This window comes from Actinomyces sp. HMT 175 (genome assembly GCF_016694895.1).
Taxonomy (GTDB): domain Bacteria; phylum Actinomycetota; class Actinomycetes; order Actinomycetales; family Actinomycetaceae; genus Actinomyces; species Actinomyces oris.
In genome coordinates, this window is record NZ_CP068012.1 from 816,131 (window position 1) to 832,250 (window position 16,120).

General features: G+C 70.1%; 14 protein-coding genes. 10 read left to right on the plus strand and 4 right to left on the minus strand.

Going from position 1 to position 16,120, the window contains the following annotated elements; translation table 11 throughout:
- Positions 1–5: 5 nt before the first annotated feature.
- The gene (locus JJJ14_RS03480) at positions 6–209 is read right to left on the minus strand and encodes a CopG family transcriptional regulator (RefSeq protein WP_201444698.1); all 204 of its coding nucleotides are present in this window, start codon (positions 207–209) and stop codon (positions 6–8) included.
- A 416-nt stretch (positions 210–625) separates the two neighbouring features.
- Between JJJ14_RS03480 and JJJ14_RS03485 the strand changes: the two genes are divergently transcribed.
- From JJJ14_RS03485 to JJJ14_RS03500, 4 genes are all read left to right on the plus strand, one after another.
- Positions 626–2,605: an McrB family protein gene (locus tag JJJ14_RS03485; RefSeq protein ID WP_201444699.1), complete on the plus strand. Its 1,980-nt coding sequence runs from the start codon at positions 626–628 to the stop codon at positions 2,603–2,605.
- On the plus strand, positions 2,602–3,717 hold the full coding sequence (locus JJJ14_RS03490; RefSeq protein WP_201444700.1) for a 5-methylcytosine restriction system specificity protein McrC: 1,116 nt from the start codon (positions 2,602–2,604) through the stop codon (positions 3,715–3,717). Before JJJ14_RS03485 ends, JJJ14_RS03490 begins: the two co-directional genes overlap by 4 nt.
- 853 nt (positions 3,718–4,570) lie before the next feature.
- Positions 4,571–6,103, plus strand: a complete 1,533-nt coding sequence (locus tag JJJ14_RS03495) for an alpha-amylase (RefSeq protein ID WP_201444701.1) — start codon at positions 4,571–4,573, stop codon at positions 6,101–6,103.
- 110 nt (positions 6,104–6,213) lie between these two features.
- The gene (locus JJJ14_RS03500) at positions 6,214–6,807 is read left to right on the plus strand and encodes a DJ-1 family glyoxalase III (protein ID WP_060956590.1); all 594 of its coding nucleotides are present in this window, start codon (positions 6,214–6,216) and stop codon (positions 6,805–6,807) included.
- A 69-nt stretch (positions 6,808–6,876) separates the two neighbouring features.
- On the opposite strand, the gene JJJ14_RS03505 is transcribed toward JJJ14_RS03500, so the two are convergent.
- The 3 genes from JJJ14_RS03505 to JJJ14_RS03515 form a co-directional block, all read right to left on the minus strand.
- Positions 6,877–7,248 (minus strand): SdpI family protein, encoded by a 372-nt coding sequence (locus JJJ14_RS03505; protein WP_201444702.1) that lies wholly within the window; start codon positions 7,246–7,248, stop codon positions 6,877–6,879.
- 176 nt (positions 7,249–7,424) lie between these two features.
- The gene (locus tag JJJ14_RS03510) at positions 7,425–7,922 is read right to left on the minus strand and encodes a hypothetical protein (RefSeq protein ID WP_201444703.1); all 498 of its coding nucleotides are present in this window, start codon (positions 7,920–7,922) and stop codon (positions 7,425–7,427) included.
- 74 nt (positions 7,923–7,996) lie between these two features.
- The gene (locus tag JJJ14_RS03515) at positions 7,997–10,114 is read right to left on the minus strand and encodes a PspC domain-containing protein (protein ID WP_201444704.1); all 2,118 of its coding nucleotides are present in this window, start codon (positions 10,112–10,114) and stop codon (positions 7,997–7,999) included.
- Positions 10,115–10,239: 125 nt separating this feature from the next.
- Here JJJ14_RS03515 and JJJ14_RS03520 point away from each other — a divergent pair, with 125 nt between their 5' ends.
- The 6 genes from JJJ14_RS03520 to atpB all read left to right on the plus strand — a co-directional run bounded on the left by JJJ14_RS03520 (position 10,240) and on the right by atpB (position 16,100).
- Positions 10,240–11,607 carry an ATP-binding protein gene (locus JJJ14_RS03520; RefSeq protein WP_442859488.1) on the plus strand — a complete coding sequence of 456 codons (1,368 nt, stop codon included), beginning with the start codon at positions 10,240–10,242 and terminating at the stop codon, positions 11,605–11,607.
- Between the two features lie 84 nt (positions 11,608–11,691).
- The gene (locus JJJ14_RS03525) at positions 11,692–12,405 is read left to right on the plus strand and encodes a response regulator (RefSeq protein ID WP_201444705.1); all 714 of its coding nucleotides are present in this window, start codon (positions 11,692–11,694) and stop codon (positions 12,403–12,405) included.
- Between the two features lie 137 nt (positions 12,406–12,542).
- Complete coding sequence (locus tag JJJ14_RS03530; RefSeq protein ID WP_201444706.1) at positions 12,543–13,313, plus strand: L-threonylcarbamoyladenylate synthase; 771 nt, start codon at positions 12,543–12,545, stop codon at positions 13,311–13,313.
- Entirely contained in the window at positions 13,310–14,560 is a 1,251-nt protein-coding gene (locus tag JJJ14_RS03535; protein ID WP_101559412.1) for an MraY family glycosyltransferase, read from the plus strand. Before JJJ14_RS03530 ends, JJJ14_RS03535 begins: the two co-directional genes overlap by 4 nt.
- Positions 14,557–15,018, plus strand: coding sequence for a pseudouridine synthase (locus tag JJJ14_RS03540; RefSeq protein WP_201444707.1), 462 nt, complete (start codon positions 14,557–14,559; stop codon positions 15,016–15,018). Before JJJ14_RS03535 ends, JJJ14_RS03540 begins: the two co-directional genes overlap by 4 nt.
- 209 nt (positions 15,019–15,227) lie before the next feature.
- Positions 15,228–16,100: a F0F1 ATP synthase subunit A gene (gene atpB / locus JJJ14_RS03545; protein WP_180806240.1), complete on the plus strand. Its 873-nt coding sequence runs from the start codon at positions 15,228–15,230 to the stop codon at positions 16,098–16,100.
- The last annotated feature ends 20 nt before the right edge of the window (positions 16,101–16,120 follow it).

The following is a 16,120-nucleotide window of genomic DNA, read 5'->3' on the forward strand; positions in this document are numbered from 1 at the left end:
CCCGATCAGCGGCCGAGGCGTTCCAGGACTTCGGCATACCGGTTGCGGATGCGGGCGGAGGCGTCCGTGACTCGCTGCTCATGTCCGCGGCGGGCGGCCACCTCGTGGATCGCCCGGATCGTCGCCTCCTGGCGGCTGACCCCGTCCTCCTCCGCAAGGAGCGCGAGCAGCCGCTCATCCTCTTTGCTCAAGCGCAATGTCATCGCCATGCCTCCACAGTAACAGGTGGTACCAGACTGGTATCAGATGGGGTGTTGGGTAAGGGCCTGGCTGGTGCTGGCTTGGCACTGGCCCGGCACGGGTCGGCACTGGACCGACACGAGGCCTGGGCGGCCGGTCTCGACGGGGACATCCTGCGCGTGGGGGTGCATTCCCTCCCGGTCGGGGACAGCCTGCGCGTTGGGGGACAGGAATCCGGTCCCCGACGGCGTCGAATGCCCCCGGCCGCACGGAAACGTCCCCGGCCGGAAGGACACGCACCCGGCCGTGCGGAATGTCCCCGACGGCATCGGATGTCCAGACCCGGAGGTGCGTGTACCCGGTTGGTACCGATGGGGTGAGCCGGCACTACTATTCCCCCTGGACGTGCCCGCAGCGCTGCGGGCACGGGCGACGAGGAGGAATCATGAGTGAGCCGATGACGGCGTCGGATAAGGATGCTCAGACGGCCGGGGAGCAGGAGCGCGGCTACTGGCTCTACGTCCCGGGCGAGGGCGCCGGGAAGTGGGAGGAGTTTCGAACGGCCGGGATCATGGCGCTCAACTGGGATCGGATCGGTGACCCCACCAGCTACCCGAATGAGGAAGCCGTCATCGAGGCGCTGGAGACCGGCTACGGGGACTGGGGAGGCAGGCCGACAGGCGCGGCGGGAATGATCCGGGACTTCACCCGCACGATGCGTCCCGGCGACGTCGTTTACGCCCGGCGCGGTCCGACCGAGATCATCGGGCGCGGCGTCGTCCGCTCGGAGTTCCGTTACGACGACGCCCGGCCCGCCTACCGCTGCGTGCGCGACATCGAGTGGACGCATGTCGGTTCCTGGCTGCTCGACCGGCGTGTGGGCGCAGTGAGCCTGCAACGAGTCACGGAGAACACGAGCTACAACCCGGCCCAGCTCGAGTCGCTGTTCCGGGACCGGAACGCCTCAGGTGCGTCGACTGCCTCCGCCCGGGCGCAGGGTGTCGGGGACTCCAATCAAGCCAAGAAGCATGACCTCCAGCACTGGCTCTATACCCCGGGCGAGGGTGCAGCGAGATGGGAGGAGTTTCGAACGGCCGGGATCATGGCGCTCAACTGGGACCGGGTCGGTGATCTTGCCTCCTTCCCCGACAAGGAGTCACTTCTGGACGCGCTCTACACCCATTACGGGGACTGGGGCGGCCGTCCGCGTAAGGCCGCGGACTCGGTGTGGGACTATATCCATGCCATGAAACCGGGCGACATCGTCTATGTCCGCCGCAGCTTCAATGAGATCGTGGGGCGTGGAGTGGTTCGCTCTGACTATCGCTATGACGAGGACCGGTCATCCTTCCGGGCGGTGCGTGACGTCGAGTGGACGCATGTCGGTTCCTGGCCGCTCGAGCAGCGGATCGGCAGACTGATGCTGCAACGCCTCACAGAGAACACGAAGTACACACCGGACCAGCTCAACGCACTGATCGGAATCGAGGACTCGCACTCTCCCTCGTCCGTGGACGAGCGGCGCGGGAACAACGATCTCGATGAGGCGGACGAGCACTACACCAGTGCCGACTTCCTGGACGAGGTCTTTCTCAGGCCCGAGGACGTGGAGCAGATGCTCGGGCTGCTGCGACGCAAGAAGAACCTCATCCTCCAGGGCGCTCCGGGCACGGGAAAGACCTTCGCGGCCAAGCGCCTGGCCTACGCCCTCATGGGCCAGACGGATGACTCGCGGGTGGAGGTGGTGCAGTTCCACCAGTCGACCGCCTATGAGGACGTCGTCGTCGGGCTGCGCCCCACGGCCGAGGGCGGGTTCGCGGCCGCCGAGGGCGTCTTCGCCAGGTTCTGTCGGCGTGCCGCCGCCGACCCGGGACGGGACTACGTGTTCATCATCGACGAGATCAACCGGGCCAACATCTCCAAGGCCTTCGGCGAGCTGCTCATGCTCATCGAGGCCGAGCACCGTGGGGAGGCACTGCGCCTGCCCGTGTCCGGGGAACTGCTGTCCGTCCCCAAACGGCTCCACATCATCGGCATGATGAACACCGCCGACCGGGGCCTGGCCCTCATCGACTACGCGCTACGGCGCCGTTTCGCCTTCTTCGAGATGAGGCCGGCCCTCGATCACCCCGGGTTCCTCAGGCACGTCGAGGCCGTGGGCAGCTCGAGGCTGGAGGCGCTGGTCGACGTCGTACGCCGCCTCAACCAGCGGATCGCCGAGGACGAGGCCCTCGGCCCCGGGTTCCAGATCGGCCACTCCTACCTGTGCCTGCCTGCGGCCGGCCCCGAGAACCCCGCGGGCACGGATGCGGACGTGACCTCGGTGGTGCGCTACGAGCTGGAGCCGCTGGTGCGCGAGTACTGGTTCGACAATCCCTCAGCGATGGACGAGAGCATCCACGAGCTGGAGAGCGTCCTGGGATGACGGCCGCCCTGCCCGGCCGGGCGCGAGACGGGGCTCCCGGCCGACCGCACCAGCGTGGTCCCAGCACCGTCCTGCTCAAGAACGTCTACTACATGCTCGCCTACGCCTTCAAGGCCCTGGGAACCGGCGAGCACCGGCGCCTGGCGGCCGAGGACTTCGAGCACGTCCACGACATGCTCGCCGCGATCCTGGTCGGTGGGCTGGACAACCAGCGCCGACGCGGTTTCGAGCGGGACTATCAGCCCTTCAGCGAGGACCTGACGGTGGTGCGGGGACGCATCGACCCGGCCGCCACGATGCGTCTGAGGGCGCGCCGCAGGAGCCTGGTGCGCTGCGGATACGACGAGCGCACCGAGAACACCCTCATGAACCGGCTCCTCAAGACCGCCGCCCTGCGCCTGATCCTGCACGGCGACGTCGCCCCGGCCCGCCGGAAGCGTCTGAAGTCCACACTGCTCGTCATGGGCGACGTCGAGGTGATGAGCGTCGGGGACCTGCGCCAGCTGCACTGGGACAGCCTGCGCTTCCACCGCGGTAACCGCTCCTACCGGCTGCTCATGGGCGTGTGCCGACTCGTCCTGGACGAGCGGCTGCTCAGCGGCGCCGACGGCGCAGTCAGCCTCGCCGACTTCCTCGACCCCCAGGAGCTGAGCGCCCTGTACGAGCGCTTCGTCCTGGCCTACTTCCGCCGCCACCACCCCCACCTGCGCGCCGGCGCTCCCTGGGTGAGCGGCGGCATCGAAGACGCCCCGGTCTTCCTCCCGGGACTGCACACCGACATCGTCCTGACCGGGCCGGAGCGGACCCTCATCATTGACACCAAGTGCTACGGGCGCATTCTCGGCTCCCGCTACGACAGGTCGATCCTGTCCCCGGCCAACCGCAACCAGATCTACAGCTACGTCATGCACGAGGCCAGTGACCCCCGGCAGTCCGGGCGTGAGGTCGCCGGCATGCTGCTCTACGCCCAGACCGCCGTCGACCCGCCGATCCGCGAGACCTGGACCGAGACCGGGCACCGCTTCCACGTGCGCACCCTCGACCTGGACCGGGACTTCACCGAGATCGCCGTACAGCTCGACGACGTCGCTGCCCTGCTCGCACCAACCTGATCTACTCGCGAGTCGCGAGCGGCGCCGTTGCGCACCGTCCACATCGCATCCTTCCCTCGGCCGGGGGCATTCCCCTCCGGCGGGGGACATCCTGCGCGTGGGGGTGCACTGTCCTCCGGGCGGGGACAAGGTGCGCGTCGGGGGACAGGAATCCGGTCCCCGACGGCGTCGAAGGCCCCCGTTCGGAAGGACACGCACCCGGCCGCGTGGAATGCCCCCGGCCGTCACTGCGTATTGGAGACCAAGAGGCACGGGACGGGTACCGACGACGCCGGTGTCCACAAGGGCGACTGTCTCGCCGCGGATTCCCCGTGTTGTGGAGTCCGAGAAGGGCTGTCGATGCTCGTTGGCATGATGGGTGATGCCTCCCATGGCATCTTCTCCCGGAACACTCATGTCCTTGCCGGGGAGGAAGGGGCCGGGAGGAGGTGAGGGCCGTGTCCAAGCCGAGAGGGCGACGCGCAGAAGTCCGCAAGGGCAAGGTAACGGCCCGGAAGGTGAGCGAAGTACTCAACGCTGTCGCTCGCCTGATCCGGGCCGTCGGTGTCCTTGTGGATGCCCTCAGCACGTGGATCGGCTAGGCCGTTCCCTTGCGAGGGGAGTCGCCCGGCTAGCACCCGGGTGGCTCCCCACCATTATGAGGCCGCCCATCCGCAGTGTCCACATCGCATCCTTTCTTCGGCCGGGGACATCCTGCGCGTGGGGGTGCATTTTCTCCCGGCCGGGGACATGTCGCGCGTCGGGGGACAGGAATCCGGTCCCCGACGGCGTCGAACGCCCCCGGACGGAATGACACGCACCCGGTCGCGTGGAATGTCCCCGGCCGAGGGGGAGGGCTGGCAGCATCGGAACCGTGACCGAGAACCACGCCCAGCCCAGCCCCGCCAACCCGGACGATGTCGTCAACCCCCTCCTGCTCCAGGCCTTCGCCTGGGACCTGCCCGCCGACTCCACCCACTGGCGCCTCCTGGCGGACAACGCCGCCCTCTTGGCCGACTGCGGGGTGAGCTCGGTGTGGCTGCCTCCCGCCTATAAGGGCCAGGCCGGTGTGGAGGACGTCGGCTACGGCGTCTACGACACCTACGACCTGGGCGAGTTCGACCAGAAGGGCACCGTCCCCACCAAGTACGGCAGCAAGGAGGACTACCTGGCCGCCATCGAGGCCCTGCACGCGGCCGGCATCAGCGTCGTGGCGGACATCGTCCTCAACCACCGCATGGGCGGGGACGCCACCGAGGTTGTGCGCGCCACGCCCGTCGACCCCCACGACCGCACGCGCCCCATCGGTGAGACCGAGGAGATCACCGCGTGGACCCGCTACACCTTCCCGGGGCGCGCCGGCGCCTACTCGGACTTCACCTGGGACTGGACCTGCTTCCACGGCACCGACTGGGACGAGGCGCGCCACCAGCAGGGCGTCTGGCTCTTCGAAGGAAAGCAGTGGAACGAGAACGTCAATGACGAGCTCGGCAACTACGACTACCTCATGGGCTCTGATGTCCACGTCATCGACCCCGCCGTCAGCGCCGAGATGGACCGTTGGGGGCGCTGGTACGTGGAGACCACCGGCGTCGACGGCCTGCGCCTGGACGCCCTCAAGCACGTCGGCGCCGACTTCTTCGCCCGCTGGCTGCCCGAGCTGCGCCGCGCCACCGGCCGCGCCCTGCCGGCCGTGGGCGAGTACTGGTCCCGCGACGTCGCCGAGCTGGAGGGCTACCTGGAGGCCGTGCCCTTCATGAGCCTGTTCGACGTCCCCCTCCACTTCCACCTGCACGCCGCCTCCAGCTCCAATGGCGACGTCGACCTGACCCGCCTCTTCGAGGGCACCCTCGTGGCCGCCGACCCCGCGCGCGCGGTCACCTTCGTAGAGAACCACGACACCCAGCCGGGCCAGTCCCTGGCCTCCACCATCGAGCCCTGGTTCAAGCCCTCGGCCTACGCCCTCATCCTGCTGCGCGAGGCCGGAACCCCTTGCGTCTTCTGGGGCGACCTGTTCGGCACCCCCGAGACCGGTGACCTTCCGGCCGTCACCGAGCTGCCGCTGCTCATGACCATGCGACGCGCCCTGGCCCACGGCCCCCAGCACGACGCCTTCGACGACCCCGACGTCGTCGGTTTCGGGCGCGAGGGCGACGAGGCCCACCCCGGCTCCGGGCTCGCCGTTGTTCTGTCCGATCGCAGGGCCGCCACTAAGCGTCTCCACGTCGGGGCGCGGCACGCCGGCGAGCAATGGATCTGCGTCCTGGGCGGGCACGAGCCGGTCGCCGTCGCCGACGACGGCAGCGTGGAGCTGCCCGTGTCCGACGGCGGCCTGAGCGTCTACGCGCCGCAGGCCGCCCGGCCGATCCTGGACAGCGCCGAGCAGCACCTCCTGCGCCAGCGCTGAGGATTGCCCGAAGAGTCGGGGAGGCGCGGTTTCCTTCACGCCCGGCGTCACGGGCGCGTAGGGTGATGGCGCCAGCCGCACTGACCTGAGCCGACCTTCCTGGAGGAGACATGCCCGCTTTCCACGCGCCCACCGATCAGAGGACCGACAAGGCCGTCGCCGTCTTCATCGCCCCCGGGCTGGAGGAGGTCGAGGCGCTGGCGACCGTGGACATCCTCTTCCGCGCCGGTATCCCCACGACGATGATCTCCGTGACTCCCGAGCGGGCCGTCGTCTCCTCCCACAACATCGTCGTCACCTGTGACCTCGCCCTGGCCGAGGCAAACCTGGACGACTACGACATGCTCGTCCTGCCCGGCGGCATCCCCGGCACCCCCAACCTCAAGGCCGTTGAGCCCCTCATGGCTGCGGTCACTGAGCGGGTGCGCACCGGCCGGCCCGTGGCCGCGATCTGCGCCGCCCCCTCGATCCTGGCCGAGCTGGGCCTGCTCGAGGGCCGCCAGGCGACGTCGAACCCCGGCTTCGTGGGCGTGCTCGCCGAGCACGGCGCGCAGGTCAGCCAGGCCGCCGTCGTGACCGACGGCCCCGTCATCACCTCCCGCGGCATGGGCACCGCCATCGACTTCGGCCTGGAGATCGTGCGCCACTACCTGGGCGAGGAGGCCGTCGACGACGTCAAGGCCAAGATCGTCTACCAGGGCTGAGCCCTCACCCCGGACTCCGACTAACCCCGACCGGCTCCCTCACCAAAGTCGCTGCGTGGGGGAGCCGACCTATGCGCTCTGTGTCAGTTCCGCGGCGCACCTGCGGGCCTGAACGTGAAGGAATGCGATACCGGCAACCGTCTGAATCAGCATGATGGCCATGGGGATCAGCATCGAGATCGTCTCATGCAGGGCCGCCTGAACGGCGAAGAGGACAGCTGAGTCGAGGAGGACCACACCCACTCCGATGGTGGCCGTCGAGCACCGGGCCTGCATCGTGTACCAGTTCTCCTCCGAGCGCAGCGCGATCTCGTCACGCACTCCTGCCCACGAGTTCGGCGGGAGCCGGCGCTGCGCCATCCGGCGTCCCAGCACCACGAGGAGGATGCCTGTCACGCTCAGGATCAGGCTCATGAGTACGGAGCATGTTGTCTCAACCATCGATGTTCCTCGTTATCCGTCGCAGTGGTGGAGGTTCTCGGTTCCGGTGAGTTCTCTTTGAATAGTACGCCGCGAGGACGCACGGTGGGTCTCGCGGCCGCACCGTGGAGGTGCAGTCGGCGGGCCCTGAGGTGCGTCCTCGCGGCTCGATCGGGCGAATGCGTGGTGAATGCGGATCAGGACTTCTTGGCGCTGCGGCGCCCCTTGGGGATGAGGGCGGCGACCACGAGCAGGGCCCCCAGACCCGCCAGGCAGGCGATGGCCGTCGTCGTGAAGTCGAAGCGCAGCCCCAGGCCCGCCGCGATGAGCAGCCCGCCCACCAGGAGCAGGAAGGCCCCCCACAGGAGAGTGGAGCCCTTGATGTCCTGGGGCGCCTGCGGGCGGTCCTGCTCAGTGACCGTCCCGGCGCTCCAGACCGGGCTCGACGCCGAGGACGCAGGAGCCGAGCCCGTGGAGGCCGTCTCCGCGCCGGCGTCCTGAGAGGCGGGCAGTGGCATGGTGACCGGCTGAGTCTCCGACTCAGCCGCTGGCTCGGGCGCGAGCTGAGTCACCGGTGGGGTCAACGGCTGGGTGTCTCCGGCGGCCGGGAAGGGCCTGGTGGCGTCCTCGCCGGTCGCCTCGGTGCTGGTGCTGCCGACGTCTTCGGGCGACGTTGTGGAAGAGGTGCTGCTCATGAGGGTCTCCTTGGGTGGGCCCGGGACGTGCCCGGGGAAGAGTTCTGGTGTGTGAGTCCGGCTCGCGGGCGCGATCAGCCGGCTGTCGGGCTGGCCGAGGCGGACTGCTTGGTGGGAGTCGGGGACGGTGTCGGGGTTGCCGATCCGGACGGGCTTGGGCTCGCACTGGGCTGCCCGGCGCCCTGCCCGGACAGGGCCCTTTGCACGCAGGAGTCGTAGGAGGCGCGCTCCTTGGAGGTCAGGTCGGACAGGTTGCTCCACCCGACGTCCTCGCTGCGGTCATCCTCGTCCACGCTCTCGTGGGCCGTGCGGATGCAGGTCTCAGCGTCCTTGGCTGTGATGGCCTGGTGGTTCATGCCCGGAACCGGCAGGTCGTCGCCGTGGGCATCGCCTTTCTCGTCGAACCAGGTGCTGACGATCCACACGGGTTCCTCAGCGTTGCCGTACCAGGAGACGGTGTTGCTACGCTCCTCGATGTTGATCGTCCCGGTGTCCACTGAGGCGTTGATGGTGATCTGCGGCCGCCCGTCATCGCTGCTGGGGGAGGTCAGGGTGCGCTTGGCGTTCAGCCCGCCGCTGGAGCTGGCGTAGGTGGTGATGCTCTTGCCGGTCACGTCGTGGCGGTGCGGGCCCTGGTCATTCTGATCCATCTGGCGGCCGTTGACGGTCCAGGCCCGGGCGACCTGTGAGTCGATCGCTCCCATGTCGACGTCGGCCCTGACCTCCACCCGCTGGTCGGTGTCGGTCTTGATGCGCAGGGTGCCGACGTCGAGGTGGGTGGTGATGGTGGAGAGCTTGCTGGCCTCCGTGGCGGGCATGCCGCGCAGATCCAGGGTGAGGTCACCAATGTCCTTGTTGCGGGTGACGCTGCCGCTGCTGGCCGATGCCGTCAGCTCCTGCCAGGTCACCGTGCTCGAGGTGGCGGTGGTTGCGTTCCTGAGGCTCTCGAAGGGCATGCGGGCCAGGCTCGTGGGGACGATCGAGGCGGTGGCCAGCGCGGGGATCGCAATGACGAACAGGACCGGCCAGCCCAGCACCGTCATCCAGCCTCCGTGCCGACGACGCAGGCCACTGACGACGATGCCCGCTCCCAGGAGGGCGACCAGGGTGCCGATGAGGATGAACTGACCCTGGAGCAGACCCAGGTGGTGGGTCACCGTGGCGTACCAGACGCCCGCCGCGGTCAGGAGTCCCAGGCCCAGGACCGCCAGCGACAGCGAGGAGCCGGGGCCGGGACGGCGCGGGCGGGCCGGGCGGACCGGCACGGGTGGCTGCTGGTAGGACGGGTACTGCCGGTAGGAGCGGCTCTGCCAGCTCTGGCCGCCGGCCGGCTGGTTGAAGGCCGGGGCGCCGGAGCCGGGCGTCGAGGAGTCCCAGGCCGATGCGGAGCCCGCCGCCGGGGTGAAGCCCCCGGCCTGACCCGCCGGACCGGCAGGGCCGGCCTGGCTGCCGGGGCGGTTCCCCGGTGCCTGCGCGGCGCCGGGAGCGTAGTTCTGCCAGGGCTGGGGTCCCCGAGGGCCTCGAGCGGCCTTTCGGTTCGCGCGCCGCTCCTGGGCGCTGCGGATGAGGAAGACGATGGCCAGGACGATCAGCCCCAACCAGAACAGGGGCCACAGGGCGGCGGCGATCCCCCCGGTGCCCGCCTCGTGGATGTACCAGCTGGGGATGAAACCGCTACCGAATGTCGACATACCGATGATCGTCATCCCGATGGCGCCCGCCAGGCCCGCGTTGAAACGGCCGGAGAGGGCCTCCTCCAGGTGGATGCGCCCATCGGACTCCTCGGGCAGGAGGGCCCAGGCCAGGCCGTAGAGGACCAGCCCGACACCGGCGAAGAGCGAGAGCACCACCCACACGCAACGCACCAGGGTGGGGTCCAGGTCGAAGCGGTGGGCTACGCCCCCGGCCACGCCCGCGATCCAGCGCTCGTTGGTGCGCATGAGGCCCGAGCCGCGCAGGGAGTCGAAGAAGCGGTGAGTCGATCCGCCCTGAGGCCCGGGCTGGGGGCCGCCGTACTGCTGGAAGGAGGGCGCGGGACCCGGCTGCGGTCCGTGCTGCGCTCCCTGCCGGGAATCGCGCTGGGCGCCGTCGGCACCCTGTGTGTTGGCAGAGGGGAAGGATGCGGAGGAGTCAGAGGAATCGGAACCGGTGGGGGAACCACCGTCAGACGGGGAAGTGGGCTTGTCGTTCATGTCAATAATTCTTCGCGTCCGTGGCCTGCGGCACGATCAGGGGAACCCCTGAATGATCCCGGATTGTCCCCCCAATCCGCCGGGGGACCCTCGGGGCGGCGACCCTGACGTGCCACGATGGTGCCATGACGACAGCTCAGCAGCGGGGTACGCAGCCCTCGCCGACCGCCGGCGGGCCCGCGTACTCCTGGAGCCCCCCGCGCCAGCTGCGGCGACGCCCCCCTCTGCGCCGCCTGCCCCACCAGCTGGGGCCGGCGCCGGCCGACCTGTCCGTCGAGGCCGCCCGTATGCGCCGCCCCGCCCGCATCGCCGGCGTCTGCGCGGGACTGGGGCTCCATCTGGGCATCCCCGTGCGATACATCCGCGCGCTCATGGTCGTCCTCGCCCTCGGCGGCGGCGCGGGAGCCCTGCTCTACGCCCTGCTGTGGGGGACCCTCCCCGGGGAGAACGGGCCTGCAGGAGAGGCGCCCGCCTCGGTGGTCTCCCGTGCTCGCCTGGCGGCTCGCCTCAGGAGTGGGAGAGGTACCGCAGAGTCTCGGGCCGACGGCGGCGCCCCCCTGGGCCTGTCGCAGACGGTCCTCGACGGCGGCGCACTCCTCCTGGCTGCCCTGTTCCTGGCCTCCTGGCGTTTTGGGCTGCTGGACCGGATTGGTGCGGTGGGAGTCATCATCGTCGTCATCGCCGGGGCGGCCCTGGCCTGGTCGCAGATGGACAACCTGGTCGGCCCGGACCGCAACCTGAGCGCTGTCCTGCGGGTGGCGGGCGGGGTGTGCCTGGCCGTCGTCGGGATCCTGGTGTGGGTGGCCGCCGACAGCACCCCCTACAAGCTCATCTCCGGGCTCCTCACCGGAGGGGCGCTCGTGGTGGGCATCGGCGTGGTCCTGGCACCCCTGTGGCTGCGGACCAACCGGGCCCTGGCCGACACCCGCGCCGCCGAGATCCGTGAGGCCGAGCGCGCCGACATCGCCGCCCACCTGCACGACTCCGTCCTCCAGACCCTCACCCTCATCCGCAAGCGCGCCGACGAGCCTGAGACGGTGGCCCGCCTGGCCCGCTCCCAGGAGCGCGAGCTGCGCGCCTGGCTCTACACCGACCGTCCTGCACCGGGCACCTCCGTGGCCGACGCCTTCACCGACCTGGCCGGTGAGATCGAGGACCGCTACGGCGTGGCCGTCGACGCCGTGTGCGTCGGCGACCGGGCCCCCGACCGCGACACCGAGGTCATCGTCGCCGCCGCCCGCGAGGCCCTGTCCAACGCGGTGCGTCACGGCGCCCCACCGGTCTCCCTCTACGTCGAGGCCGGCGAGGAGGGCCTGGAGGTGTTCGTGCGCGACCACGGCCCCGGCTTCGACCTCGACGCCATCGCCGAGGACCGCCACGGCGTGCGCCAGTCCATCATCGCCCGCATGGAGCGCCACGGCGGCAGCGCCCGGGTGCGCCGCATGTCCACCGGCACCGAGGTGGCACTGACTCTCCCCGTGCGAGCCCACTGAGCCGTCTATCGTTGCTTTGTCTCCTTGGGCCGCACCCGGCCCCTCACTCCTCGATCACCCCACGTCACCACCAGGAAGACCCTCATGGCTGACACGCCCGCCGGTACCACCACAGACCACCACCAGCCCGCCGATGCGAGCGCGTCCCTGCGGGTCCTGGTCGTCGACGACCATGCCCTGGTCCGCTCCGGGGTGCGCTCCGAGCTGACCGCCCACGCTCCCGACCTGGACGTCATCGCCGAGGCCGACGACGTCGAGGGCGCCATCGCCGCCGTCCACGCCCTGCGGCCCGACGTCGTCCTGCTCGACGTCCACCTGCCCGGCGGCAACGGCGGGGGAGGGGCCGAGGTCGTCGCCTCCTGCCACGACGTCCCCGAGACGCGCTTCCTGGCCCTGAGCGTCTCGGACGCCAGCGACGACGTCGTCGGCGTCATCCGGGCCGGCGCCCGCGGCTACGTCACCAAGGCGATCTCCACCGAGGACCTGGCCCAGGCCGTGCGGCGCGTGGCCGCCGGAGACGCCGCCTTCTCCCCTCGCCTGGCCGGATTCGTCCTGGACGCCTTCGGTGCCGGGACGGGCGAGGTGGCCGTGGCCGACACCGAGCTCGACCGTCTCTCAGCGCGCGAGCGGGAGGTCATGCGACTCATCGCCCGCGGCTACACCTACAAGGAGTGCGCCTCCGAGCTGTTCATCTCGGTCAAGACCGTCGAGACCCACGTCTCCGCGGTCCTGCGCAAGCTCCAGCTGTCCAACCGCAACGAGCTCACCCGCTGGGCCGTGGCCCGCCGCATCGTGTAGGGCCCGACGTCGTCCCGGGCTCATCCCGGAAGCGGACCGAGGGATACGCCGATGGGGCCCCGGTCAGATGACGGTCCGGCATCGCGTCGGGGCCCACACCTCCGCACTGTCCCGCCACCGACCCGATCCGTGGCAGGATGCGGGACGTGAGCCACCCCCCGCAGCCCTCCGCGAGCACCGCTCATCCCCACCCCGACCCCCTTCAACCGGCCTGCGATCACCTGCGCGCAGGCGGGCTCGTCATCCTGCCCACGGACACCGTCTACGGCATCGGCTGCAACGCCGCCGACGCCGCGGCCGTCGAGCGGCTGCTGGCCGCCAAGGGGCGCGGACGCCAGATGCCCCCGCCGGTCCTCGTGGCCGACCCCGACGACCTGATCGGGCTCGTCGCCCAGGTGCCCGAGGCCGCCCGAGCCCTCATGGAGGCCTTCTGGCCCGGGGCGCTCACCCTCATCCTGGAGGCCGACGAGACCCTGACCTGGGACCTGGGGGAGACCGGCGGCACCCTCGCCGTGCGCATGCCCGCCCACGAGCTCACCCTGAACCTCCTGCGCCGCAGCGGCCCGCTGGCCGTCACCTCCGCCAACCCCACCGGCGCGCCGCCCGCCACCGACGCCGCCTCCGCCCGGGCCGCCTTCCCCGGACGGGTCCGGAGCGTCGATGAGCTCGCGCCGGATGGTGAAGCCGCCGGCGCCGTCCGGCGCGAGGACATCCTGCTGCTCGACGGCGGAGCCACCCCCGGACCGGTTCCCTCCACCATCGTCACCCTCGCCGGGGAGCGCGCCCGCGCCCCCCGGATCCTGCGCCAGGGGGTCCTGGCACTCGCGGACCTGGAACGAGTGGCCGGCGTCGCCCTGTCCGAAGGGACGGCAGGCGCGGCCCGCGGCAGGACGGGGGTGGGCGCGTGAAGGTCTACCTCCTGGTCATGGCCATTGCTGCGGCGACCACCTACGTGGCCGTGCCGATCATCCGGCACATCGCCCTGGTGGGTAACGCGCTGACCCCCGTGCGGGCCCGCGACGTCCACTCCACGCCCATCCCGCGCCTGGGCGGCGTGGCCATGTTCTTCGGCCTGTTCTCCGCAATCTCCGTGGCCTCCACGATCCCCTACCTCTCCGACGTCATCGACTCCAGCGCCTGGGCGGTGGTCCTGGGGGCGGGACTGGTCTGCCTGCTCGGCGTCGTCGACGACCTGTGGGAGCTGGACTGGATGACCAAGCTCGCCGGCCAGATCCTGGCCGCCGGCGTCATGGCCTGGCAGGGCGTCCAGCTCCTCACCTTCCCCGTGGCCGGGCTGACGATCGGCTCCTCGCGCCTGTCCCTCATCTCCACCGTCATCGTCGTGGTGGCCGCCATCAACGCCGTCAACTTCGTCGACGGGCTCGACGGGCTCGCGGCCGGCATCATCGGGATCGGCTCAACCGCCTTCTTCCTGTACACCTACGTCCTGACCCGCGCCACGAGCCCGGGCTCCTACAGCTCCCTGGCCGCCACCATCGTGGCCGCGCTCATCGGCGTGTGCGTGGGCTTCCTGCCACACAACTTCAACCCCGCCACCATCTTCATGGGCGACTCCGGGGCGATGCAGCTGGGCCTGGTCTCAGCCGCCTCCACCATCATCGTCACCGGGCAGATCGACCCCGGCAGCTTCGACGGCTCGCGCGCCCTGCCCGCCTTCATGCCGATCCTCCTGCCATTGGCGGTCCTCCTGCTGCCCCTGACCGACATGATGATGGCGATCGTGCGCCGCACCCGGAAGGGGCTGAGTCCCACCCACCCCGACCGCATGCACATGCACCACCGGCTCCTGGCCGCCGGGCACTCCCACCGCCGCGCGGTACTGGTCATGTACCTGTGGGCGGCGGTCGCCTCCTTCCCCGTGGCCGCCATGGCCTTCTTCCCCCTGCCCTGGGTGCTGGCGGGGCTCGCCCTCGCGGTGCTGTTCGCCTTCGTCGTTACCGTTGACCTCATGCCCGGGGTGCGCCACGGCCTGCGCTCGGCGCTGCGCCGTCGCCAGGACCGCCAGGAGCAGCGGATCGTCATCTCCCGCAACGTCTCAGGAACTGGTGAAGTGACGCGCCCGGCCGAGGGGCAGGCGCCGCAGGGGAACGCCCTGCAGGCGTCACCCGGCCCCTTTGAAAGGACCCGCCAGTGAGCCAGACGCCTCCCACGAACGCCCGCACACTGCGCCAGGCCTCAGCGAGGCTGCGCCGGATCCTCGCCGTGGCCGCCGTGGTCCTCGTCGTCGGCGAGGCCCTGTGGTGCCTGGCCGGCGGAGCCCGCAGCGCCGTGGCCCAGCCGCTGGGCACGCTGCTGGCCGCAGCGGCGGCCACGACGCTGCTCCTGGCCGCGACCTGGTGGTTCGTGGACCGCATGGTCCATTCCGACACGGGGGGCCTGGTGGTCTGGGTGGCTGGCGGATACCTGGGGAAGATCGCGCTCCTGGCGGTGGGGCTCCTGGGAGGAAGAGCCCTGGGATGCGACACGAGAGTGATTGGGGTCTCACTCATTGTGGCGATCCTGGTGGGCATGTTCGCCGAGGCGACCGTCCTGGCACAGGCGCGAATCCTTGCGGTGGAGCCGAAGAAGGGGGAGTCGGCGGACCGCCCCTGACCGGTGGGCGGGACCAGTCGTAGGGCCGGGTGGATGCAACGGGCCACCGCGAGGCGACCCGTTTGCTTCGTGAGGCCCCTGTGAGGCGTTAGCATGGCCCATGATTAGCAGGCCTGTGCGGACAGGCCTCGAAGCGTGAGAGACATTGGGAGGATCTCCTGTCCACCAACACCGTCACCGAGAACGGCACGGCAGCCGACGACGTCGCCGTGCCGCGGACGGCTGACGCCAAGCCGTTCACCAAACCGTTGTGGTACTGGGTGCTCCTGATCGTCCTGGTCGCTGTCATCGCACTGACCGCGGTGCCCGCCTTCACTCAGCACCCGCACTCGCCCAGCGTCGAGGACTTCTTCCCTGAGGCGCTCTTCGGTGAGGGCACCTTCATGGAGTTCAACCGCCTCACCTTCGTCCGCCTGGTCATGGGGGGACTCCTGTGCCTGACCCTGGGACTGGCTGCCGCCCGCCGCTTCAGGCTGGTTCCCGGACGCGGCCAGGCCCTGCTGGAGATCATCGCCGACTTCGTGCGCAGCAACGTGGCCTTCATGCTCCTGGGCAACAAGAACGGCCGCCGTTTCGCCCCGCTGCTGGGCACCCTCTTCCTGGGCGTGCTCGCCATGAACCTCTCCGGCGTCATCCCGGGCCTCAACATCGCCGCCTCCTCGGTGGTCGCCGTACCCATGGTGTTCGCGGCCCTCACCTACATCACCTTCATCGGCGCCGGCATCAAGGAGCAGGGGGCCGGGCACTTCTTCGCCGCCCAGCTCTTCCCTCCCGGGCTGCCCAAGGCGATGTATCTGCTCATCACCCCCATTGAGTTCCTCTCGAACTTCATCGTGCGGCCGGTGACGCTCACCCTGCGTCTGCTGTGCAACATGGTCTCCGGGCACCTGCTGCTGGGGATGACCTTCTTCGGCACCACCAGCCTGCTTCTTCACCTCCAGGCCTCCTCGACGATCAGCCTCCTCACCGGTGCCGCCATGATCGTGGTGACCCTGTTCGAGGTCTTCGTGGCGGTCCTGCAGGCCTACATCTTCACCATCCTCAGCGCCGTCTACATCAAGCTCTCCATCGAGGCCCACTAGACGTCACGGTGCGTCGCCCA

Excerpts from the sequence above, each read along its gene's own strand:
- JJJ14_RS03480 (WP_201444698.1), bottom strand. The coding sequence starts at position 209 with ATGGCGATGACATTGCGCTTGAGCAAAGAGGATGAGCGGCTGCTCGCG.
- JJJ14_RS03485 (WP_201444699.1), top strand. The coding sequence starts at position 626 with ATGAGTGAGCCGATGACGGCGTCGGATAAGGATGCTCAGACGGCCGGG.
- JJJ14_RS03490 (WP_201444700.1), top strand. The coding sequence starts at position 2,602 with ATGACGGCCGCCCTGCCCGGCCGGGCGCGAGACGGGGCTCCCGGCCGA.
- JJJ14_RS03500 (WP_060956590.1), top strand. The coding sequence starts at position 6,214 with ATGCCCGCTTTCCACGCGCCCACCGATCAGAGGACCGACAAGGCCGTC.
- JJJ14_RS03505 (WP_201444702.1), bottom strand. The coding sequence starts at position 7,248 with ATGGTTGAGACAACATGCTCCGTACTCATGAGCCTGATCCTGAGCGTG.
- JJJ14_RS03510 (WP_201444703.1), bottom strand. The coding sequence starts at position 7,922 with ATGAGCAGCACCTCTTCCACAACGTCGCCCGAAGACGTCGGCAGCACC.
- JJJ14_RS03515 (WP_201444704.1), bottom strand. The coding sequence starts at position 10,114 with ATGAACGACAAGCCCACTTCCCCGTCTGACGGTGGTTCCCCCACCGGT.
- JJJ14_RS03520 (WP_442859488.1), top strand. The coding sequence starts at position 10,240 with ATGACGACAGCTCAGCAGCGGGGTACGCAGCCCTCGCCGACCGCCGGC.
- JJJ14_RS03525 (WP_201444705.1), top strand. The coding sequence starts at position 11,692 with ATGGCTGACACGCCCGCCGGTACCACCACAGACCACCACCAGCCCGCC.
- JJJ14_RS03530 (WP_201444706.1), top strand. The coding sequence starts at position 12,543 with ATGCGGGACGTGAGCCACCCCCCGCAGCCCTCCGCGAGCACCGCTCAT.